Consider the following 22,816-nt stretch of genomic DNA (forward strand, 5'->3'; position numbering starts at 1 on the left):
TTTTGAAGCAAACGTTTTACATACTAATTTTGGGTTTATTTCTTACGAGCTGTGATTTTTTTAAAAAATCTGATGATCGTGAGCCTGTTGCTAGAGTCAATGACACTTATCTTTATAAGGAAGATATTGCGGATATAGTGCCAAAAGGCGCTTCAAAAGAAGATAGCACTTTAATGGTTAATGCATATGTAAATCGTTGGGCAAGACAATTACTTTTAATGGATGGTGCTTTGGTTAACTTATCTGAAGAAAAACAAAACAGCTATTCAAGATTAGTAGAACAATATAAAACAGATTTATACACAAAGGCATATTTAGAAGGTTTAGTAAAAAAGAACATTGACAGCGTTGTGAAACCTGATGAAGCTAAACTTTTTTATGAAGCCAATAAAGAATCCTTTAAACTCAATGACGACCTTATTCAATTAAGATACATTAGTTTACCTCTAAACCCAGTGAATTTAGATTCAATTAGAAAAAGATTTAAACGATTTAAAGCCAAGGATAAGAGGTATTTAGATTCAATATCTGTACAGTTTAAATCGTATTTGTTAAATGATTCGCTTTGGGTAAAGCTCAACCATGTAGCAGAAAAGATTCCTATCATAACAGATGCTAATAAAAATCAATTGTTAAAAAAATCTAATTATTTACAACTCAAAGATTCATTAAACCTATATTTGATGCAAGTTAATGACGTGCGCCTTCAAAACGATTACGCACCTATGAATTATGTGAATTCATCGATTAAAAAAATTGTTATAAACAAGAGGAAATTAGAGCTCATCAAGCAACTCGAAAATGATATTACAAAAGATGCTATTAAAAACAATCAATTCCAAATTTATAAATAAAGCAACGTTAATCGTTTGCCTTTTGTCCGTTAGCTTTATTAACGCACAAGAAATTATTGATGAAGACCAACCAGTAAAAGAACAGGTTGCAGATAGTGTTGTAAACAAAACACGTATTAAAGCAGATGGCGTTGCTGCTGTTGTTGGAGATTTTATTCTACTAGAATCAGATTTAGATAGAGAAATTGAGCAGTTAAAAGCACAAGGTGCTGATTTAAGTGATTATACAAGATGTGAGCTTTTTGGTAGTTTATTAGAAAGCAAATTATACGCGCACCAAGCCATTCAAGATAGTGTTATTGTAAATGAGTTACAAATTCAAAGTAGAGTAGATCAACAATTTCAAGGTATTTTAGGTCAATTAAATGGCGATTTACAGAAAATGTTAGAATACTATAAGAAAGATACAGAGCAGGCTTTAAGAGATGAAATGTATGAAATCAATAAAAACAATTACTTGGCTCAAGAAATGCAAGCTAAAGTAACAGCAGATATTGAGGTTACACCAGAGGAAGTTCGTACCTTTTTTAATGACATACCTAAAGAAGAAAGACCAACGTTTGGTACAGAGTTAAAATTAGCTCAAATCGTTGTTATACCAGAGGTAACAGAGGATGCGAAACAAGCTGTTATTGATAAACTTAAAGGATTTAAAAAAGATATTGAAGAGAATAATTCTAGCTTTACAACCAAAGTATTGTTTTATACAGAAGATACAGCGTCTAAACGTGATGGTGGTAAATACACATTGAACAGAAAACAACCAAGAATGGTTAAAGAGTTTAGAGATGTTGCTTTCTCTTTACAAGAAGGCGAAATTTCAGAGCCTTTTGAAACTGATTTTGGTTACCATATAATATTGTTAGAAAAAGTTAGAGGACAAGAATATGATGTAAGACATATTTTATTGCGCCCAGAAATAACTCAAGATGCGATTAAAAAAGCTAATGATGAAATAAAAGAAGTTAGAGCGAAGATCATAGATGGTACACTTACATTTGCTGAAGCAGCTAGAGAGTTTAGTGATGAAGTTGAAACTAAATTTGAAGGTGGTCAATTAACAAATCCTACAACGCAAGATTTTAATTTTGAATTAACACGTATGGAGCCAGAATTATACTCTCAAATTCAAGATTTAAAAGACGGAGAGATAAGTGAGGTTTTACAAGATGAAGATCGTGTAAATAGTATTAAATTCAAAATTTTAACGGTTACAGACCGTATTGATGATCATGAAGCAGACTTCGCAAAAGATTATTTAAAAATTAAAAATTTAGCATTACAAGACAAGCAAATTAAAGCAGTTGCAAAATGGCAAAAAGAAACCATTGCTGATACTTACATTAAAATTAATGGTGAGTATAGAGAATGTGATTTTCAAAGTAACTGGTTAAAAAAGTAGAATATATGTCTGATGTTGTTAAAATTGAAAACTTTGTTAAGAAATTTGCTGCGCTTAAACAAGAAGTAGCAAAGGTAATTATAGGTCAAGATGAAGTTGTAAACCAAATTTTGATTTCAATTTTTTCTGGTGGACATTCACTATTAATAGGTGTTCCTGGTTTAGCAAAGACATTAATGGTAAATACCATTGCACAAGCTTTGGGTCTCGACTTTAAGCGTATTCAGTTTACACCAGATTTAATGCCAAGTGATATCTTAGGGAGTGAGATTTTAGATGAAAATAGACAGTTTAAATTTATTAAAGGTCCTATTTTCTCTAATATCATTTTAGCAGATGAGATAAATAGAACACCACCTAAAACGCAAGCCGCATTATTAGAAGCAATGCAAGAACGCTCAGTAACGGTTGCTGGTCATCAATATAAATTAAGTTTACCCTATTTTGTCTTAGCGACACAAAACCCAATTGAGCAAGAAGGAACTTACCCTTTGCCAGAAGCCCAGTTAGACCGTTTTATGTTTGCGATTAATCTAAAATATCCTTCATTTCAAGAAGAGGTGGATGTTGTAAAAGCAACCACAACTGATATTAAAATGACTGTAAATTCTTTGTTTACGTCAGATGAAATTATAGATTTTCAAAACGTAATTCGTCGTATACCTGTAGCAGATAATGTTATTGAATATGCCGTGTCATTGGTGGCTAAAACTAGGCCAAAAGAAAATACTGCAGCAGATATTGTAAAGGAGTTTGTAGATTGGGGAGCAGGACCAAGAGCTTCACAAAATTTAATTTTAGCAGCTAAAACACATGCCGCAACGAATGGGAAATTCTCTCCAGATATTGAAGATATTCAAGCAGTGGCAACAGGGATTCTAAGACACAGAATTATTAAAAACTACAAGGCCGAAGCGGAAGGTGTCACTGACGAGAAGATTATTCAGAGTTTGTTTTAGATGAAACTAAAAAACTTTACAGGAACAATTCTGATATTCCTTATTGGATTGTATAATCACTAAACTTGGAATTGGTTCAGCAGCAGCTGCTGGAAGTATAAGAGGTGGTGCTCTTTTCTTAATTATAGGAAGTTGTATTGAATTATTCGCGGCTATTATTGCTTTCTTTAAGGTATATAATTATTATAGAAAAGAATAAAACTACCTATTTATTGCGATGTCATTCTAGTAATATTTTTGAAGTTGAATTAGTTGTTAAAACTAAAATTTTGGTTTGATTTTTCATCTATTTATAATGGTTATTATTAAATAGTTATAATTTATAATTACTCAAATTTTGAATTATTGTTAAATTATTGATTTTGTGTACTTTTTTTTGTTAAAAACTTAATTAACATCAATAAAGTTTGCTAAATAATGTATTGTTTTCATTAGGCTTCCTATTTCATTACATATTTTTAAATCCTCTATAAAATGTGTAGATTTGTGTCCTTTTTAAAAAGAAATAACTCTACTTATATGAACATTTATAAAGATTATATCAAGGAGATCGCAGAACGTAAAGCTCAAGGTCTTCATCCAAAGCCAATTGATGGTTCAGAACTACTAAGTGCAATCATTGCGCAAATTAAAGATACAGAGCATCCAGATAGAGATGATTCTGTAAACTTTTTTATCTATAATGTTTTGCCAGGTACTACTAGTGCTGCAAGTGTAAAAGCTGAATTTTTAAAGGAGATTATTCTAGGAGAATCTGACGTGAAAGAAATTACACCAGATTTTGCATTAGAGCAGTTATCTCACATGAAAGGAGGACCGTCTATTAAGGTTTTACTTGATTTAGTTTTAGAACAAAAAAATATAGATATCGCTAAGAAGGCTGCGGAAGTTTTAAAAACACAGGTCTTCTTATACGAAGCTGATACAGAAAGATTGGAAAAAGCCATGAAGAATGGTTGTCCAATTTCTAAAGATATTATTGAAAGTTACGCACAAGCTGAATTCTTTACTAAACTTCCTGAAATAGAGGAAGAAATTGAAGTGGTAACATACATTGCTGGTGTTGGTGATATTTCAACAGATTTATTATCTCCAGGTGGTGATGCACATTCGCGTTCAGACAGAGAATTACATGGCCAATGTATGTTTGAGCATAATAAAGAAATGCAAGCAGAATTGTTGGCTTTAAAAGAAGCGCATCCTGATAAGCGTGTTATGCTAATTGCAGAAAAAGGAACAATGGGAGTTGGGTCTTCTAGAATGTCTGGTGTAAACAATGTAGCATTGTGGACAGGTATTTCTTCTAGTCCTTACGTGCCATTTATTAATATTGCTCCAGTAATTGCAGGTACTAATGGAATCGCACCTATTTTCTTAACAACTGTTGGTGTAACTGGTGGTATTGGTTTAGATTTAAAAAACTGGGTTATTCAAAAAGATGAAGACGGAAAAACAATACGTGATGAAGATGGAGAGCCTGTATTAAAAGAAATGTATTCGGTAGCAACAGGTACTGTTTTAACCATAAATACAAAAGAGAAGAAATTATACAATGGAGACACAGAATTAAAAGATATTTCTGCAGCATTTACACCACAAAAAATGGAGTTTATGAAAGCGGGTGGTTCTTACGCTGTTGTTTTTGGTAAAAAACTGCAAACATTTGCGGCTAAAGCTTTGGGTATAGAAGTGCCTCAAGTTTATGCGACTTCAAAAGAAGTATCAATTGAAGGTCAAGGGTTGACAGCAGTAGAGAAAATATTTAACAAAAATGCCGTAGGAACTTCAGGAGCTACATTACACGCAGGATCCTACGTTCGTGCAGAAGTAAACATTGTAGGTTCTCAAGATACTACAGGTTTAATGACTTCTCAAGAATTAGAGATGATGGCTGCAACAGTGATATCTCCAATTGTAGATGGTGCTTACCAATCGGGTTGTCATACGGCATCAGTTTGGGATGATAAGTCAAAAGCTAACATACCAAGGTTAATGAGTTTTATGAACGACTTTGGTTTAATTACAGGTCGTGATCCAAAAGGGAAGTATTTCCCAATGACAGATGTAATTCATAAAGTACTTAACGATATTACTGTTGGAGATTGGGATATCATTATTGGTGGAGATTCTCACACGCGTATGTCTAAAGGCGTTGCTTTCGGTGCGGATTCAGGAACAGTTGCATTAGCTTTAGCGACAGGTGAGGCATCTATGCCAATTCCAGAGTCAGTTAAAGTAACATTCAAAGGACAGATGAAATCTTATATGGATTTCCGTGATGTGGTTCATGCAACACAGCAGCAAATGTTAGAGCAATTTGGAGGTGAAAATGTATTTCAAGGTCGTGTAATCGAAGTTCATATTGGTACTTTAACCGCAGATGAAGCCTTTACATTCACAGACTGGACTGCAGAAATGAAAGCAAAAGCTTCCATCTGTATTTCAGAAGACGATACCTTAATAGAATCTTTAGAAATTGCAAAAGGTCGTATCCAAATCATGATTGAAAAAGGTATGGACAATGCAAAAGGTGTGCTTCAGGGACTTGTTGATAAAGCAGATACTAGAATTACAGAACTTAAAACTGGTATTAAACCATCGTTAAGGCCAGATGCTGATGCTGTATATCACGCAGAGGTAATTATTGATTTAGATGAAATCGCTGAACCAATGATTGCAGATCCAGATGTAAATAATGAAGATGTTTCTAAACGTTATACTCATGATAACATTCGTCCATTATCTTACTATGGTGGAACCAAAAAAGTAGATTTAGGTTTCGTAGGATCTTGTATGGTTCACAAAGGCGATATGAAAATCTTAGCTCAAATGTTGAAAAATGTTGAAGCGCAACAGGGTAAAGTAGAGTTTAAGGCACCATTAGTAGTTGCACCTCCAACCTACAATATTGTAGATGAATTAAAGGAAGAAGGCGATTGGGAAGTATTGCAAAAATATTCAGGTTTCGAGTTTGACGATAGCGCACCAAAAGGATTAGCACGTACCAAGTACGAAAACATGCTATACCTAGAGCGTCCAGGTTGTAATCTTTGTATGGGTAACCAAGAAAAAGCAGAGCCAGGAGATACGGTAATGGCAACATCCACACGTTTATTCCAAGGAAGAGTTGTAAAAGATACTGGTGAGAAAAAAGGAGAATCATTATTATCTTCAACTCCAGTGGTGGTATTATCTACCATATTAGGGAGAACTCCGACTATGGCAGAATATGAAGCTGCAGTAGATGGTATTGTGCTCACGAAGTTTAAACCTTCCACGAAACAATTAGTAAGATAGTACTATCAATATTTCATAAAAGAAGCCTGAATCCTAGATTTAGGCTTTTTTTTGTTATTGTAGTTCATCGTATAAGATAAGATTTTGATTTTAATTATAAGAAATTAAGTATTGATAAAACTTATTCCATCATCATTATATATAGTTGTTCTGCTTTAAAAGTCATTAGGCATTTTGTATATTAGTAGAATTAAATTAAAAATTAAAAGACTATGGCATTTGATATTGATATGATAAAGGACGTTTACAGCAAAATGACAGAGCGTGTAGACGCTGCTCGCGAGATTGTTGGTAAACCATTAACACTTTCAGAAAAGATATTATACTCGCATTTGTGGGATGGAAAACCAACTGAAGCATTCACTAGAGGTAAGCATTATGTAGATTTTGCACCAGACCGTGTTGCTTGTCAGGATGCAACAGCGCAGATGGCTTTATTACAATTTATGCAAGCAGGAAAACCAAAAGTAGCCGTACCAACTACAGTGCACTGCGATCACTTAATACAAGCTAAAGATGGTGCTGCTACAGATTTAAAGCATGCTAATAGTACAAGTAGTGAAGTTTTTAGTTTTTTAGAATCTGTTTCTAATAAATACGGTATTGGGTTTTGGAAACCTGGAGCAGGAATTATTCATCAGGTCGTATTAGAAAATTATGCATTTCCTGGAGGAATGATGATTGGAACAGATTCACATACCGTAAATGCAGGTGGATTAGGAATGGTAGCAATAGGTGTTGGTGGAGCGGATGCTGTTGACGTTATGGCGGGAATGGCATGGGAATTAAAATTTCCGAAACTAATAGGTGTTAAATTAACCGGAAAGCTTTCTGGTTGGACAGCACCAAAGGATGTTATCTTAAAAGTAGCTGGTATTGTTTCTGCTAAAGGAGGAACAGGAGCCATTGTAGAGTATTTTGGACCAGGTGCAACATCAATGTCTTGTACAGGTAAAGGAACTATTTGTAATATGGGAGCGGAAATCGGAGCGACTACATCCACATTTGGCTATGATGATTCTATGGAGCGTTATTTGCGTGCTACAGATAGAGCAGATGTAGCAGATGCTGCCAATAGCGTAAAAGATTATTTAACTGGTGATGCTGAAGTATATGCTAATCCAGAACAATATTTTGATCAAGTTATTGAAATTGATTTATCAGAACTTGGACCATTGTTAAACGGGCCATTTACTCCAGATTTATCAACTTCTGCTGGCAAAGATATGGGAGAAAAAGCAAAAGCAAATGATTGGCCTATACAAGTTGAATGGGGTTTAATAGGTTCTTGCACTAACTCCTCATATGAGGATTTATCTAGAGCGTCATCCATTGCGCAGCAAGCTTTAGATAAAGGGTTAAAGATGAAAGCAGAATTAGGGATAAATCCAGGTTCTGAGCAAGTAAGATATACTGCAGATAGAGATGGAATTTTAGGCATATTCGAAGAGTTAGACGCTAAGATTTTTACAAACGCATGTGGACCTTGTATTGGTCAATGGGCTAGGTATAGTGACCCTAAAAATGCACCAAAAAATAGCATAGTACATTCATTTAATAGAAACTTTGCAAAGCGTGCCGATGGAAACCCAAATACTCATGCATTTGTGGCTTCGCCAGAATTAACAGCTGCTATTGCAATTGCTGGACGTTTAGACTTTAATCCAATGAAAGATAAATTAATTAACGAAAATGGAGAAGAGGTTATGTTTGAGGAACCAACAGGATGGGAATTGCCTCCTAAAGGTTTTGAGGTCAAGGAGAATGGTTATTTAGCGCCTGTGGCAGATGGAAGTGGAGTAGAGGTTACGGTAAGTCCAACATCAGAACGCTTACAATTATTAACACCTTTTGAACCAATTGGGAATGAAATTAAAGGTGCTAAATTATTAATAAAGGCTTTTGGAAAATGTACAACGGACCATATTTCTATGGCAGGACCTTGGTTACGCTTTAGAGGTCATTTAGATAACATTTCTAATAACTGTTTAATAGGTGCTGTCAACGCGTTTGGTATGAAAACAAACTTTGTTAAAAATCAATTAACTGGTGATTTTGGAGGTGTGCCGGATACAGCTAGAGCATATAAAGCGGCTGGTGTAAAATCTATTGTGGTTGGTGATCATAATTACGGTGAGGGATCGTCTAGAGAACATGCTGCTATGGAGCCACGACATCTTGGTGTAGTTGCTGTAATTGTAAAATCTTTTGCTAGAATCCATGAGACTAATCTTAAGAAACAAGGTATGTTAGGATTGACGTTTGCAAATGAAGCGGATTACGATTTAATTCAAGAAGATGATACTTTCAACTTTTTAGATTTAGATGCATTTGCGCCAGACAAACAATTAAATGTAGAAATAGTACATGCCGATGGAAGTAAAGATACTGTTGCTTTAAATCACACCTATAACCAAGCTCAAATAGATTGGTATAATGAAGGTTCTGCGTTAAACTTAATTAAGAAAGAAAACGCTTAATTAATAACTAAATATTTTAAAAAGCCTTTGAGAAATCAAGGGCTTTTTATTTTTGTAAGTTTTAATGATTTAACACGACAAAAAAGTAATCTAACAAATCCCATAAAATAATGCAGTCACTGTGGTTCTTTGACGACGTTAACCTTATCCAGATTCTCTGTCCTCATAAATTTAACGAGTATAAAAATGAGCATAACTTCTGTGCTTACAATAAAAAAGATTATATCTATTTTGAATCTGATTCAGCTAACAAAATATATTTAATTGAAAGCGGAAAAGTTAAAATTGGCTATTATACAGAAGATGGTAATGAAGTCATTAAAGCAATTCTAACAAAAGGCGAATTATTTGGTGAGAAAGCTATTTTAGGTGATGATAAACGTGATGAATTTGCACAATCTATTGATAATAAAACTTCAATTTGTTCAATAGATGTGGATACCATGCATAGCATGATGCAAAAAAACCAATCCTTTAGTTTTAAAGTACATAAGTTTATAGGTTTTAAGTTTAAAAAACTAGAACGTAGATTACAACTCTTATTGTTTAAAGATACTAAAACAAGACTTGTTGAATTTTTACTTGAGCTTTGTCAAGATTTTGGTAAAAACTGTGATAAAACTGGAGATCAAATTATAAGACATCCATACACTCAAAAGGATATAGCCTCATTGATTGGGACATCTAGACCAACTATAAATATTCTCTTAAACGAACTAAAGGAGGAAAATTATTTAGATTTTAACAGAAAAGAGATAAGAATCTTAAAAAAAACCGCGTAATGTTAGCTGTCTAACATTTTATTATTATTTGCTTTTATATTTTTGATTGAACAAAAAAACAAAAAAAGCAATGAAAAAAAAAATGATTTTAGCGGCCTTGGCATTAGGGATTTTTGCCAGCTCGTGTAGTAATGATGATGACAACAGTAGTAGTTCAAATTCAAATTTAGTTCTTAGTCTTGATGGTTTAGAGGCTTTGGGTGACGATTTTGTTTATGAAGGTTGGATTATTGTAGATGGCGCGCCTGTCTCTACAGGTACATTTAGTAGTGTAGTTTTTCCACAAACGTATGTTGTTGATACGGATCAATTAAATAGTGCAACGACTTTTGTGCTATCAATTGAACCGGCAGTAGATAGTGATCCTGCTCCAGCAGACACTAAAATTTTAGCAGGCGATTTTTCAGGTAGCTCTGCAAATGTAGATTCAAATGGTATTGTAGGAGATTTTAGTGCTTCAACAGGTACTTATATTTTAGCCACACCAACCGATGCAGATGATACCAATGAAGAAAGTGGTGTTTGGTTTTTAGACAACTCAAGCGGTAGTGCAGTGGCAGGTTTAGATTTACCAACATTAACTGATGGTTGGGTTTATGAAGGTTGGGCAGTTTTAGATGGTACACCAATTAGTACAGGTACATTTACAGATCCAGCGACAGCTGATGATAATGCTTCAACGTCTTTGTTTAAAGGCGACACAAGCGATGGTCCTGCATATCCGGGAGAAGATTATTTACAGAATGCACCTGCGGGAATGACGTTTCCAACAGATTTAAGAGGGGCAACAATTGTTATTTCTGTAGAACCAAGTCCAGATAATAGTACATCACCTTTTACATTAAAACCTTTAGCAGGTATGGTACCAGGTGATGCGTCAGTACACGCACCAATTTCTTTAGGTGTAGGTCCTGTAGCTACAGTTACAGGAGTTGTAACCAGGAATTAATTTTAAATATTTGTTAGATATGAAGCGTAATTTCATTAATTTGGGATTACGCTTCTTTTTGCATAAAACCGACGGATATGAACAAAGCCTTAAAAAGCAAAATTTTAAATTTTATTTTTCTGTTTATTGTGCTATTAATGTTGATTCCACAAACTAGACAACAAATTCAAATAATCATTCATAAAGCAATCTCAATATTTAATCCGGTCGATACTATATCAAAATCTGAAAGAATTAAAATAGAAAGCTTTAACTGGAAGCTATTAAAAGAAGACCACTCGTATTATAATTTTGAGAGCGTAAAAAGTAAAGTGACCGTAGTAAATTTTTGGGCGACTTGGTGTCCGCCTTGTATTGCAGAAATGCCAAGTTTGCAAAAGTTGTATGAGAGCTATGGAGATAAAGTTGAGTTCCTATTTGTAACTAGTGAACCTAGAGACATTATTAAAGCTTTTAAAGATGATAAGCAGTATACATTTCCTGTTTACATTAAGACAACTAGTGCTCCAAAAGAATTGAAAACTACATCAATTCCTAGGACTTTAGTGATAAATAAAAAAGGCGAAATTATTATAGATAAATCTAGTGCCGTAGATTGGAGTAGCGAAAAAATACGAAACCAACTAGACGAACTATTGCTAGAATAGTTTATTTAAAATATTTGAAAGGAACAATGAGCATACCGAAATTTTCACCTTTATGCTTTCCTAAATGTTTATGATGAATTTTATGAGCACGTCTTAAACCTCTAGCATATTTATTGTCAATATTTCTTAGTAATTTAAAACGTTGGTGTATAAAAATATCGTGTACAACGAAGTAAGCAATTCCGTAGGCTAATATTCCTAAACCAATTGGTAATGTATACCAAACGTTTTCATAACTCCAAAGGTAAAAACATATAATACTTATAACAGCATAGAATATAAAAAACGCATCGTTTCGCTCAAACCAACTGTCATGATCCTTTTGATGATGATCCTTATGAAGATTCCATAAAAACCCATGCATTATATATTTGTGCGTGAACCACGCATTAAATTCCATAATGAAAAATGTACCAAAGAATATAAATATCCAAAAAATTGCTTGCATAATAGTGCTATAATTTTAGAGTAGGTTTAATTGATATTTTACGTAACTACGAGTAAGGAGTTCAATTTTTTTATAGTTTGGAACCCTTATACGAGTTGATTTAATTTGTAAAGCAGGTGTCTTTTTAAGTTTGTCTAATAGTTTGCTATAATAACGATACGCCATAAAAACACCAAATCGAGCTTCGAGAGGTAATTTTTTAATTCCTACAAGACCTTTTGCAAAATCTTCTTCAATCTCTATAATTATAGCTTCTTTAGAACTTTCGTTTAATTGACTTAAATCGGTGTTTGGAAAGTACGATCTATTTAGGTCATCGAAATCAGCTTTTAAATCTCGTAAAAAATTCACTTTCTGAAAGGCGGAGCCCAAACTCATAGCTGAATCTTTAAGATCTTCGAATTTCTCTCCGTTTCCTTTCACAAAAACTTTTAAACACATTAAGCCAACTACATCTGCTGATCCATAGATATAGGCTTTGAATTCTTGGTCAGTTAAATAATCACTTTTATGCAAATCTAATCGCATACTATTCATGAAAGAATTCACTAAATGTTTATCTATACTATATTTATGAAATGTTTCTTGAAAAGCATTTAAAATTGGATTTAAGCTTATTTTATCCTCCAAGGCTGCTTCTAGATCACTTTCAAATTTATTAAAAAGTTTTTCTTTGTCATAGTCGTGAAATGTATCTACAATTTCATCCGCAAATCTTACAAATCCGTATATATTATAAATGTCTTGTCTTATACTATCAGCAAGCATTTTTGTAGCTAAAGAAAATGATGTGCTGTAAGCATTTGTAACAGCCTTGCTACATTCCTTAGATACAGTGTCAAAAATTGATTTCATACTATTTTAGAGGTATTATTTTTCGTTTTTATTTATTAATTCGGCAACCAACTTACCCGATATTAAGGCAGGAGGAACTCCAGGACCGGGAACAGTTAATTGTCCTGTAAAATATAGACCGTTTACCTTTTTACTTTTTAGTTTTGGTCTTAAAAAGGCGGTTTGCATTAGCGTATTTGCCATACCATATGCATTACCTTTATAGGAGTTATAATCTTCAATGAAATCATTAACGCAATACGACTCTTTAAAAATTATATGATCTTGAACATTTTGTTGCGTTCTTTTTTCGAACCTATTGATAACAATATCAAAATACTGTTTTCGTAATTCTGGTGTGTCTTCTAATCCAGGAGCAATAGGGATAAGGAAAAATCCGGTCTCACAATTGTCTGGCGCCATACTTTTATCCGTTACTGAAGGGAAGTTAACATAAAATAATGGATTTTCGGGCCATTTAGGATTATCATAAATATCTTCAGCGTGTTTTTCAAAATCAGTATCGAAAAATAAATTGTGATGTTCTATATTGTTTAGTTTCTTATCAAAGGCTACATAGAAAAGTAGGGAAGAAGGTGCAAACGTTCTGCTATTCCAATAATTTTCAGTGTATTGTCTATGTTTTGGTGCTAAAAGAGTTTCGGAATGGTGATAATCTGCACCACTCAAAACAACATCAGATGCTATTTCTTTTCCATTTACAGTTATACTAATCGCTTTTAGGCCTTCAACATTTATTTTTTCAACATTACAATTTGTGTTTATTGTTACACCTAAACTTTCGGCCAAACTTTTCATGGCAATAACAATTTGATACATACCACCTTTTGGATGCCATGTACCTAAGCCAAAGTCGGCAAAATTCATAAAACTATAGAAAGAAGGTGTTTTGTTGGGCTTAGCACCCAAAAATAAAACAGGAAACTCTAATGTTGAAATTAATTTAGGGTTCTTAAAGTTTTTTCTAACCTGAGAACTAATGGTTTTATAAAATTGATCTAATCGAGTTATGGTTTCCTTGGTTACTAATTCTAATGGAGACAATCCTGGTTTTAATACGACTTTATTAATTGCAATGTTGTAATGATCTTGAGCTCTTGAAATAAATTTTCTAAGTGGTTTAGAACTTCCCGCTTCAATACGTTCAAATTCTTCACAGATTTTATCCATATGATCTCCTATGGTTATAACATCATCTGAAAAGAAAATTTTATAAGCAGGACTTAATTTATCAAGTTGATAGTAGTCACTTGTTTTTTTGCCAAAATCATTGAAAAACTTTTCAAATATATCTGGCATCCAATACCAACTTGGACCCATATCAAAAGTAAAACCTTCTTTTTTTAATTGTCGTGCTCTTCCGCCTACGGTTTCATTTTTCTCATAGATAGAAACGTTATAACCAGCCTGTGCGAGATAACAAGAAGCCGATAAGGCAGAAAATCCTGAACCAATTATGGATATAGTTTTAGACATTGGCTACAGTTTCGGTTAATGATTTAATGTCTTTATAAGTTTTAATGGTATTTGGCAATTTTTCGAGATTAACTTGAGCAAGCATATGGCCTAGAACCCATAAATTGGAGTTATTTGGTTCTAAAATACTATTATTAAGGGTGTCTAAATAGTTGCGTAAATTTTCTTTATCTGGTTTTATGGTAAAGTAGGATATAAATGTTATATCATCATAATAATTAGCAAGATCTTTTAGGCTATCAATTGGTACACTAGCACCTAGGAAGATAGTATGATAGCCTTTATTAATAAGCTCGTAATTAATATACATTAATCCTAGCTCGTGTATTTCATTATCTGGGAGGTACAAAACAAAGGTTCTTTTAGAGTTGTTATTCTCATTTGATTGAACTTCCTCTGTATTAGCAATAATTTTTTGCCGTATTAGAGAGAATATAAAATGCTCATGTGCCGGAGTTATAGTGTCTGTCTGCCATAATATCCCGATAGTCGAGAGTAACGGAATAAATACGTCATAGAAAACGCTACTAAATGATTTCTCTTTTAGTAGTGTATTGTAAATATTATAAAATTGTTTTTGGTCAAAATTCATCATAGCTAATTTCAACCCATCAATAGCATGATTATCAGAATCACTCTTAACGGCAATTTCTTTAACCAATTGAATAATCTCTTCGTCTTTTATTGAACTGATTTTTGAAATTTTATAACCATTGTTATTTAAAAAACTAACATTGAGTAATTTTTGAAAGTTTTCTAAATCGTAATATCGTATGTTAGTATCTGTACGCTTTGGTTCTAGGAGGTTATATCGTTTTTCCCAAATTCTTATAGTATGCGCTTTAATACCTGTGAGGTTTTCAAGATCCTTTATACTAAACTGATTTTTAATATTGTTCATTTTTTATTTAAAAAAGTTAAACAAAAATACAATATTAAATAATACAAAGTCTCGTTTTAACAAAATTTAAAATTTAGATGCGTAAATAGGTGGCATTTTTTAAACAAATAAAGTGTAATAACAATTACGATCTGCAATTGAAGTCCGCCTTGGAAGCTAATTATTTAAAATAAAATTAGCCCAAGGCTAAAAATTAAATATGTATTTGAAAAAATGTTTTAAAGAAAGTGCGCACGAGAAGACTCGAACTTCCACGGACTAATGTCCACCAACCCCTCAAGCTGGCGCGTCTACCAATTCCGCCACGTGCGCAAATTATTGAAGTAAATATAAAAAAAAAGTTAAGCAAAATGCTTAACTTTTTTTGTGACCAGTCTGGGGCTCGAACCCAGGACCCTCTCCTTAAAAGGGAGATGCTCTGCCAACTGAGCTAACTGGTCATAATGTGTTTCTCAGTAACGAGGGTGCAAATATAAAATGTTTAATTAATAATACAACACTTTTTTTATTTAATTTTTTGTTTTTTTGTACTCTTAATAGCTATCACTTTAAAAATCAATTTATAAGCATTATGATAATTATTTTATTAGGTTACATGGGATCTGGAAAATCAACTCTTGGTAAGGAATTGGCTACAGTTTTAAATTATAAATTTTTAGATTTAGATGATTATATCGCAGAAAAGGAGAATTCTTCTGTGTCAATGGTGTTTAAAAGCAAAGGAGAAATCTATTTTAGAAGAAAAGAGACAGAATATTTAAAAGAAATTATAAATCTACCAGAAAATTATGTGCTTTCGTTAGGTGGAGGAACGCCATGTTACAGCGAAAACATGAAACTTATAAATTCAAATACTAACGTAGTATCGTTTTATTTAAAATTATCTATTCCTTTACTTTCTAAACGATTGTTTGTTGCAAAAGAACAACGACCATTAATAAGTCATATAGATTCAGAAGATGATTTACTCGAATTTATAGGGAAACATCTCTTTGAGCGTTCACCTTTTTATCATGAAGCGGAACACATTATCAATACGGATAACAAATCTATGCAAGAAGTCTTAGAAACAATTTTGACACATTTAATCTAAATAAGCTTCATATGGTTGCTTAGACAGATTAACATGAACATGTTCAAACAAAGAAGTAGAAAGTGAAATACCTTTAAAATCTGCTTTTACAGGAAATTTTTTATGGTTTCTATTAACTAAGACCGCTGTTTTAAACTGTTTAAGAGGCACATCTAAAAAATGCTTTATGCCATAAATTAAAGTACTACCAGAATTTAATACATCATCAATCAATACAATTGATTTATTAGAATATGCTTCTTTATCAATAGATGTTTTAATTGGGTTGGTAGGTTCTACTTTATCAATAGTGACTTTACACAATGTAGATTCAATAGAGGAGATCTTATCTAAATTGGCTTTAATTTTTTTGGCGAGTATATAACCATTACTTTCTATACCAGCAATGATGAGTTCGGTTTCATTAACATTACTTTCGTATATCTGATAAGCTATACGTTTTATTTTATGTTCAATTTCTTTATGACTTAAAATTGTATTTTTTGTTAATGCCATTAGGTCTTTTTTTCAAAGATAAAAAACAGTTCTTTACCTTGTCTTTGTTTTATAGAATTTATTGAAGGTTCTAAAGTTTTAATTTTAAAATCATTTTGAAATAATGATTGGTATTCGGTTTTACTTCCTCCAAAAGGTGGACCAGATTCCGTTAATTCAAAATTAAAAAGTAACCCAACCAATTTACCACTTGGTTTAAGTAGCTTAAACATTTTATTTTTATAAGCTACCCTTAAATTTGGGTTAATAGCACAGAAAAATGTTTGTTCTATGATTAAATCAAATTGGTTTTCAAATTTAAAAAAATCTTGTTTTAGTAATCGGTTTATTGGAATTTCAGGAACACGTTTTTTTAAGTTATCTAATGGTTGCTGTGCAATATCAAGTATATAAATGTTTTTAAAACCGTTATTCCATAGATATTCCGCCTCATAACTATTACCAGCTCCTGGAATTAAAATTTTTAAAGACTTATCTTTAATTTGATCAATATACTGCTTTAAAGGATTTGATACAGATCCAATATCCCAACCAGTTTCATTATTTATATAACGTTTTTCCCAATAATCTTTTCCTACCATTAATTAATTAGTATTGCTAAGTATTATTCTTCTTCATCGTAAAAATCGTCAATATCTCTTCGGTCTTTTTTAGTTGGTCGTCCAGTACCTTTTTTTCGATAATAATCTTTACTGTATTTTAAAAGTTCCTTGGCTTCAAAAGCAGACTTTGGAGTAGTATCTACTCTGTAAATATCCACCAATTTTGCACCAACACGATTTGGTGGTAAATCGTTTACAGTTAATTGGTAAATAATTTGATCTTTTCTGAGTTCAATTTTGTCTGTTGGATAAACTTCTCTTGAAGGTTTTATAGCTGCGCCATTTACTTTAACTTGCCCTTTTTTACAAGCTTTTGTAGCGATACTGCGCGTTTTATAATAGCGCACACACCATAAATATTTGTCAATTCGCATATTCTGTTAATAAAAACTACGTTAATAGATTAGTACAAAAATATTATATTATTGTATCTTGCGAGTTAAAAATAAGCAATAATGAACATCGTTTCAAAACTGTGGTGGTTTTAAACGAAAAATATCAGTTTCTATGAAAATTAAAATTTTAAGACTAAGTATTCTGTTACTAGCAGTTTTTTCAATATTCATTTCATGTAAGGATGATGATGATGATGACTCAACATTTGTAGTTGAAGATAGAACAGAACAGCAAGTAAAGGATAATGATTCCATTGTATTGTACTTATCGACGCATTACTATAATTCTGCTTTTTTTGAATCAGGAATTAATCATAAATATACAGACATTGTAATCTCGGAGTTAGAAATGGATGATAATGGCGATTACTTACCAATGCCAAATCCAGACCAAAATACAATGCTTATTGATGCAGTTGTAGAACATACTACAACATACTTAGAAGCAGATTACGTTTATTATGTATTAAATATTAACCAAGGTGGTGGTGGAGAACCTAAATTTACAGATGAAGTTCGTGTAAGGTATGAAGGAACCTCTCTTAATTATGATAACGATATTTTTGATGTAATCACAACGCCAGAAGAATTGTTACTTTTTGGTGATGGATTCAACACATTTGGAGCTATTAGAGCTTGGCAACTTGTTATGCCAATGTTTAAAACTGCTTATGATTTTGATTATGACAATGGAAGTATAGTTTATGAAGATTACGGACTTGGAATAATGTTTGTACCATCGGGTTTAGGTTATTTTTCAGGGACATCAACAGGTTATTCTTATGACAACTTAATGTTTAAGTTTGAATTATTACAGTACGAAGTAGAGGATCATGATAATGATGGTATTCCTTCTTATTTAGAAGATTTAGATAATGACATTGATGTTTTTAATGACGATACAGATGAAGATGGATTCCCAGACTACATTGATTTTGATGATGATAATGATGGCGTTAGTACATTTAATGAATTAATAACTACGTATTATTCAGTAGATACAAATGAAAATGAAGAGGAGCCAGTTCTTGCTGAAGGTGAATATGAATATGATAGATCTGAAACAGGTGGTGTTATTACTATAAAAACGGTTACGGTTGTAGATTCTGATAGTGATGGTACTCCAGATTATTTAGATGAAACTATTGTCACAAATCATAACGAAGAGAATAACTAATCACTAGTATTACTACACATAAAAAAAAGCCACTCATTGAGTGGCTTTTTTTATTGATAATTAATTTAAAATAGTTTAAAGTCCAATAGACAAACTAAGAATTAATTGTTCTGGTCTTGTATCAATTCTACTATTTCTAGTAATGTTATCTTCAATAAATCTCGCTTCATTTTCTCCAAATCCTCTTTCGTATCTTAAGTCAATTCCAATTTTATTGAAGTTAAGTCCAATACCAAAATTTAAACCAACTGTGAAGTCTTCTTGGAGGTCATCAATTTCTACACCATGAAAATCAGTTTCTAATATATATTGAGCAGAAGGTCCTGCAAAAACACTGATTGGTCCTAATACTTTAAGACCAACTAATACTGGTACATCAATTTTTTTTACGTTAAAATCATTGTTGTCGTAATCACTTTTGGTCACTGTGTAAACAATTTCTGGTCGTAAATAAATTTTATTACCAATTTTACCAAAGATACCTACATGATATCCAATATTTTGATCTGGATTGCTGCTGTTGAGACTAACAGAATCAAAATAATCACCATTTCCTCCATAATTTAAACCGCCTTTAAAACCAAAAGCACTGTTGTTTTGGGCAGTTAAACTAAATCCAATAAATAATAAAAGCGCAGTTGTAATAACTGATTTTTTTAAATTTCTCATAATGTTCGTTTTTTTAGATTAAGCATCTACTTTCAAAAACGATGCCAAAACAAAATTATTTTCTTTTTATCACATTATTCACTGCCTTAACAATAGCATCAGAATTTAAACCGTACTTATCCATTAGCTGAGCTGGTGTACCAGATTCTCCAAATGTATCATTAGTTGCAACAAATTCTTGTGGTGTAGGATTGTGCTGAGCTAATACTCTCGCAACACTTTCTCCTAATCCACCTAGATGATTATGTTCTTCAGCTGTAACAATACAACCCGTTTTTGCCACTGAGTCAAGAATAGCTTTATCATCTAATGGCTTAATAGTATGAATATTTATTACTTCAGCAGAAATACCAGCTTCATTCAATACTTTAGAAGCCTCTAAAGCTTCCCATACTAAATGACCAGTAGCAACGATAGTAACATCTGTACCTTCCGTAAATTTAATAGCTTTACCAATTTCAAACTTTTGGTCGGCAGGTGTAAAAATAGGTACTGAAGGACGCCCAAATCTTAAATAAACAGGACCATCGTAATCAGCAATAGCAATAGTAGCTGCTTTTGTCTGGTTATAATCACAAGGATTAATAACTATCATTCCTGGTAACATTTTCATTAGACCTATGTCTTCTAAAATTTGGTGAGTTGCACCATCTTCTCCTAATGTTAAACCAGCGTGAGAAGCACAAATCTTTACGTTTTTACCAGAATATGCAATAGATTGGCGAATTTGATCATAAACTCTACCAGTAGAGAAATTTGCAAAAGTACCAGTAAATGGAATTTTTCCACCAATGGTTAAACCAGCAGCTATTCCCATCATATTTGCTTCTGCAATACCTATCTGAAAAAAGCGATCTGGGTTTTCTTCAATAAATTCATTCATTTTTAAAGATCCAATTAGGTCAGCACATAAAGCAACCACATTTGGGTTTGTTCTTCCAAGTTCTGCTAAACCTGCACCAAATCCGCTTCTTGTATCTTTTTTCTCTGTATATGTATATGTTTTCATTTTTTTCTTTTGAATTGATGATTAATAATCGCCTAAAGTTTCAGGGTTTTGAGCTAAACCTGTTGCAAGTTGCTCATCGTTTGGTGCTTTACCATGCCATGCATGTGTGTGCATCATAAAGTCAATACCATTACCCATTACAGTATGTAATAATACACAAACTGGTTTTCCTTTTCCTGTTAATGATTTTGCTTCCTTTAGACCATCAATAATAGATGTTATATCATTTCCTTTTTCGATGTCTACTACAGTCCATCCAAAAGCTTCAAATTTTGCTTTTAAGCTTCCCATCGGTAAAACGTCATCTGTAGATCCATCAATTTGTTGTTGATTTAAATCTATTGTAGAAATAAGGTTATCAACGTTTTTACCTGAAGCATACATAATTGCTTCCCAATTTTGACCCTCTTGTAATTCGCCATCACCATGTAAACTATAAACTAATTTATCATCGTTATTCAATTTTTTAGCTTGAGCAGCACCTATTGCAACAGACATTCCTTGACCTAAAGAGCCAGAAGCAATTCTAATACCTGGTAAGCCTTCATGTGTCGTAGGATGTCCTTGTAAACGCGTGTTTATTAATCTAAATGTATTTAATTCTTCAACCGGAAAATATCCAGATCTCGCTAATACACTATAATAAACTGGTGAGATATGACCGTTTGAAAGAAAGAATAAATCTTCATTTATTCCATCCATATCAAAACTTTCATTTCTGTCCATGATGTCTTGGTAAAGTGATACAAAAAATTCTGCACAACCTAATGATCCTCCTGGATGACCAGAGTTTACCTTGTGTACCATTCGTATTATATCTCTACGAACCTGAGTTGTTAAATCTTCTAATTCTTTAATGTTTGGCATTGTTATGTTGCTTATGTTTTACGCTACAAATGTAACTTTTTACCTATGTCTATCAAAAGTTGAGGCCTTGCACTTATTAACGAAAAGTATAATTTGCTAACAATCTGAATAAAAAACTTAATGTTTAGTCAAGAGCATAAATTTTTAAGGCTGCATTTTAGATTTAAATTAAGACGGAATCTTATAGAGTTATTTATATTTGCCGACGGACTTACAATTTAAGATACGTCGTTGCCAAAATTGAAATCGATTTTTACAAATTTTGATTGATTGCAAGATGTTTCCGCTGATTAACAATTAGGATATATACATGAAATTTCAAAAAATAGCCACAGATAAAGAAACGAAAGCAAGAGCAGGATCTATTACTACCGATCATGGTACTATAGAAACGCCAATATTTATGCCAGTTGGCACAGTGGCTTCCGTGAAAGGTGTTCATCAGCGAGAGTTGAAAAATGATATCAATCCAGATATTATTCTTGGTAATACCTACCATTTATATTTAAGACCACAGACGCCTATTTTAGAACAAGCTGGTGGATTACATAAGTTTATGAATTGGGATCGTAATATCTTAACGGATTCTGGTGGATATCAAGTATACTCTTTATCTTCAAACAGAAAAATTAAAGAAGAAGGTGTAAAATTTAAGTCGCATATTGATGGAAGTTACCATGTTTTTACGCCCGAAAACGTAATGGAAGTTCAGCGTAAAATAGGTGCAGATATAATAATGGCATTTGATGAATGTACGCCATATCCATGTGATTATAATTATGCAAAACGTTCTATGCATATGACGCATCGTTGGTTAGAACGTTGTCTAACGCATCTTAAAAAAACACCCTTAAGTTATGATTACGACCAAACGTTTTTCCCTATTGTTCAAGGAAGTACATATAAAGATTTACGTAAACAATCTGCAGAATATATAGCTAATGCAGGTGCAGAAGGTAATGCAATTGGAGGGCTTTCTGTTGGTGAACCAGCAGAAGAAATGTATGCCATGACAGATGTTGTGTGTAGTATTCTTCCTGAGGATAAACCACGATATTTGATGGGTGTTGGTACACCAATCAATATATTAGAAAATATTGCGTTAGGAGTAGATATGTTTGATTGTGTAATGCCAACACGTAATGCAAGAAACGGAATGTTATTTACAGCTCATGGTTCTATTAATATAAAGAATCTAAAGTGGGCTAATGATTTTTCGCCAATAGATGAAATGGGAATTACTTTTGTAGATACAGAATACAGCAAAGCTTATTTAAGACATTTGTTTACGGTAAATGAGTTACTTGGTAAGCAAATCGCAACCATTCATAATTTAGGGTTTTACTTATGGTTAACCAGAGAAGCAAGAAAGCATATTATTGCAGGAGACTTTAGAACATGGAAAGAAAAAATGGTTAAACAAATGGATAACCGTTTATAAATTTAAGTGATTTATAAT

General features: G+C 32.7%; 22 protein-coding genes and 2 tRNA genes. 12 read left to right on the plus strand and 12 right to left on the minus strand.

The features are described from left to right. Positions 1 to 2: 2 nt before the first annotated feature. The 9 genes from Q0891_RS09785 (at position 3) to Q0891_RS09825 (ending at position 11,370) form a co-directional block, all read left to right on the plus strand. The gene (locus tag Q0891_RS09785) at positions 3 to 854 is read left to right on the plus strand and encodes a peptidyl-prolyl cis-trans isomerase (RefSeq protein ID WP_299101155.1); all 852 of its coding nucleotides are present in this window, start codon (positions 3 to 5) and stop codon (positions 852 to 854) included. A 22-nt stretch (positions 855 to 876) separates the two neighbouring features. Further along, positions 877 to 2,256: a peptidylprolyl isomerase gene (locus Q0891_RS09790; RefSeq protein WP_367179566.1), complete on the plus strand. Its 1,380-nt coding sequence runs from the start codon at positions 877 to 879 to the stop codon at positions 2,254 to 2,256. A gap of 5 nt (positions 2,257 to 2,261) precedes the next feature. Then, positions 2,262 to 3,215 carry a MoxR family ATPase gene (locus Q0891_RS09795; protein WP_299101157.1) on the plus strand — a complete coding sequence of 318 codons (954 nt, stop codon included), beginning with the start codon at positions 2,262 to 2,264 and terminating at the stop codon, positions 3,213 to 3,215. A gap of 43 nt (positions 3,216 to 3,258) precedes the next feature. Beyond that, positions 3,259 to 3,414 (plus strand): hypothetical protein, encoded by a 156-nt coding sequence (locus tag Q0891_RS09800; RefSeq protein ID WP_299101159.1) that lies wholly within the window; start codon positions 3,259 to 3,261, stop codon positions 3,412 to 3,414. 320 nt (positions 3,415 to 3,734) lie between these two features. Next, on the plus strand, positions 3,735 to 6,512 hold the full coding sequence (locus Q0891_RS09805; RefSeq protein ID WP_299101161.1) for a bifunctional aconitate hydratase 2/2-methylisocitrate dehydratase: 2,778 nt from the start codon (positions 3,735 to 3,737) through the stop codon (positions 6,510 to 6,512). 212 nt (positions 6,513 to 6,724) lie between these two features. Continuing rightward, positions 6,725 to 8,992 (plus strand): aconitate hydratase, encoded by a 2,268-nt coding sequence (locus Q0891_RS09810; protein ID WP_299101162.1) that lies wholly within the window; start codon positions 6,725 to 6,727, stop codon positions 8,990 to 8,992. 110 nt (positions 8,993 to 9,102) lie between these two features. Then, a complete protein-coding gene (locus Q0891_RS09815) occupies positions 9,103 to 9,774 on the plus strand; it encodes a Crp/Fnr family transcriptional regulator (protein WP_299101164.1) in 672 nt (223 codons plus the stop codon). Between the two features lie 70 nt (positions 9,775 to 9,844). Beyond that, positions 9,845 to 10,723 (plus strand): anti-sigma factor, encoded by an 879-nt coding sequence (locus Q0891_RS09820; protein WP_299101166.1) that lies wholly within the window; start codon positions 9,845 to 9,847, stop codon positions 10,721 to 10,723. A gap of 77 nt (positions 10,724 to 10,800) precedes the next feature. Beyond that, positions 10,801 to 11,370 (plus strand): TlpA disulfide reductase family protein, encoded by a 570-nt coding sequence (locus tag Q0891_RS09825; protein WP_299101168.1) that lies wholly within the window; start codon positions 10,801 to 10,803, stop codon positions 11,368 to 11,370. A gap of 1 nt (position 11,371) precedes the next feature. Here the strand turns inward: Q0891_RS09825 and Q0891_RS09830 are convergent, their stop codons facing one another. From Q0891_RS09830 to Q0891_RS09855, 6 genes are all read right to left on the minus strand, one after another. Further along, a complete protein-coding gene (locus Q0891_RS09830; protein WP_299101170.1) occupies positions 11,372 to 11,818 on the minus strand; it encodes a sterol desaturase family protein in 447 nt (148 codons plus the stop codon). Positions 11,819 to 11,833: 15 nt separating this feature from the next. After that, positions 11,834 to 12,673, minus strand: a complete 840-nt coding sequence (locus Q0891_RS09835) for a phytoene/squalene synthase family protein (protein WP_299101172.1) — start codon at positions 12,671 to 12,673, stop codon at positions 11,834 to 11,836. A 15-nt stretch (positions 12,674 to 12,688) separates the two neighbouring features. Next, complete coding sequence (locus Q0891_RS09840) at positions 12,689 to 14,149, minus strand: NAD(P)/FAD-dependent oxidoreductase (RefSeq protein ID WP_299101175.1); 1,461 nt, start codon at positions 14,147 to 14,149, stop codon at positions 12,689 to 12,691. After that, positions 14,142 to 15,050 (minus strand): MerR family transcriptional regulator, encoded by a 909-nt coding sequence (locus Q0891_RS09845; protein WP_299101177.1) that lies wholly within the window; start codon positions 15,048 to 15,050, stop codon positions 14,142 to 14,144. Before Q0891_RS09845 ends, Q0891_RS09840 begins: the two co-directional genes overlap by 8 nt. Positions 15,051 to 15,278: 228 nt before the next feature. Continuing rightward, positions 15,279 to 15,362: transfer RNA gene (locus Q0891_RS09850), tRNA-Leu, on the minus strand. Between the two features lie 55 nt (positions 15,363 to 15,417). Then, positions 15,418 to 15,490: transfer RNA gene (locus Q0891_RS09855), tRNA-Lys, on the minus strand. 131 nt (positions 15,491 to 15,621) lie between these two features. Between Q0891_RS09855 and Q0891_RS09860 the strand changes: the two genes are divergently transcribed. Beyond that, a complete protein-coding gene (locus Q0891_RS09860) occupies positions 15,622 to 16,143 on the plus strand; it encodes a shikimate kinase (RefSeq protein ID WP_299101179.1) in 522 nt (173 codons plus the stop codon). Here Q0891_RS09860 and Q0891_RS09865 read toward each other — a convergent pair. Genes Q0891_RS09865 through Q0891_RS09875 form a run of 3 tightly spaced genes read right to left on the minus strand, consistent with a single transcriptional unit; the run spans position 16,135 to position 17,614 of the window. Then, positions 16,135 to 16,638 (minus strand): phosphoribosyltransferase family protein, encoded by a 504-nt coding sequence (locus tag Q0891_RS09865; protein ID WP_299101181.1) that lies wholly within the window; start codon positions 16,636 to 16,638, stop codon positions 16,135 to 16,137. The genes Q0891_RS09860 and Q0891_RS09865 overlap by 9 nt on opposite strands. Further along, complete coding sequence (locus tag Q0891_RS09870; RefSeq protein WP_299101183.1) at positions 16,638 to 17,219, minus strand: methyltransferase domain-containing protein; 582 nt, start codon at positions 17,217 to 17,219, stop codon at positions 16,638 to 16,640. The genes Q0891_RS09865 and Q0891_RS09870 overlap by 1 nt, the downstream gene beginning before the upstream one ends. Before the next feature lie 23 nt (positions 17,220 to 17,242). Next, complete coding sequence (locus tag Q0891_RS09875) at positions 17,243 to 17,614, minus strand: RNA-binding S4 domain-containing protein (RefSeq protein ID WP_299101184.1); 372 nt, start codon at positions 17,612 to 17,614, stop codon at positions 17,243 to 17,245. 133 nt (positions 17,615 to 17,747) lie between these two features. On the opposite strand from Q0891_RS09875, the gene Q0891_RS09880 reads away from it, so the two are divergent. Beyond that, positions 17,748 to 18,812, plus strand: coding sequence for a hypothetical protein (locus Q0891_RS09880; RefSeq protein WP_299101186.1), 1,065 nt, complete (start codon positions 17,748 to 17,750; stop codon positions 18,810 to 18,812). 75 nt (positions 18,813 to 18,887) lie between these two features. On the opposite strand, the gene Q0891_RS09885 is transcribed toward Q0891_RS09880, so the two are convergent. Genes Q0891_RS09885 through Q0891_RS09895 form a run of 3 tightly spaced genes read right to left on the minus strand, consistent with a single transcriptional unit; the run spans position 18,888 to position 21,357 of the window. After that, the gene (locus tag Q0891_RS09885) at positions 18,888 to 19,481 is read right to left on the minus strand and encodes an outer membrane beta-barrel protein (RefSeq protein WP_299101188.1); all 594 of its coding nucleotides are present in this window, start codon (positions 19,479 to 19,481) and stop codon (positions 18,888 to 18,890) included. A gap of 55 nt (positions 19,482 to 19,536) precedes the next feature. Next, the gene (locus Q0891_RS09890) at positions 19,537 to 20,490 is read right to left on the minus strand and encodes a transketolase C-terminal domain-containing protein (RefSeq protein ID WP_299101190.1); all 954 of its coding nucleotides are present in this window, start codon (positions 20,488 to 20,490) and stop codon (positions 19,537 to 19,539) included. A 21-nt stretch (positions 20,491 to 20,511) separates the two neighbouring features. After that, positions 20,512 to 21,357: a transketolase gene (locus tag Q0891_RS09895; protein WP_299101192.1), complete on the minus strand. Its 846-nt coding sequence runs from the start codon at positions 21,355 to 21,357 to the stop codon at positions 20,512 to 20,514. A 310-nt stretch (positions 21,358 to 21,667) separates the two neighbouring features. On the opposite strand from Q0891_RS09895, the gene tgt reads away from it, so the two are divergent. Next, on the plus strand, positions 21,668 to 22,798 hold the full coding sequence (tgt, locus tag Q0891_RS09900; RefSeq protein ID WP_299101194.1) for a tRNA guanosine(34) transglycosylase Tgt: 1,131 nt from the start codon (positions 21,668 to 21,670) through the stop codon (positions 22,796 to 22,798). Positions 22,799 to 22,816 lie beyond the last annotated feature (18 nt).

The organism is uncultured Winogradskyella sp. (assembly GCF_947498005.1).
Classification (GTDB): Bacteria; Bacteroidota; Bacteroidia; order Flavobacteriales; family Flavobacteriaceae; genus Winogradskyella.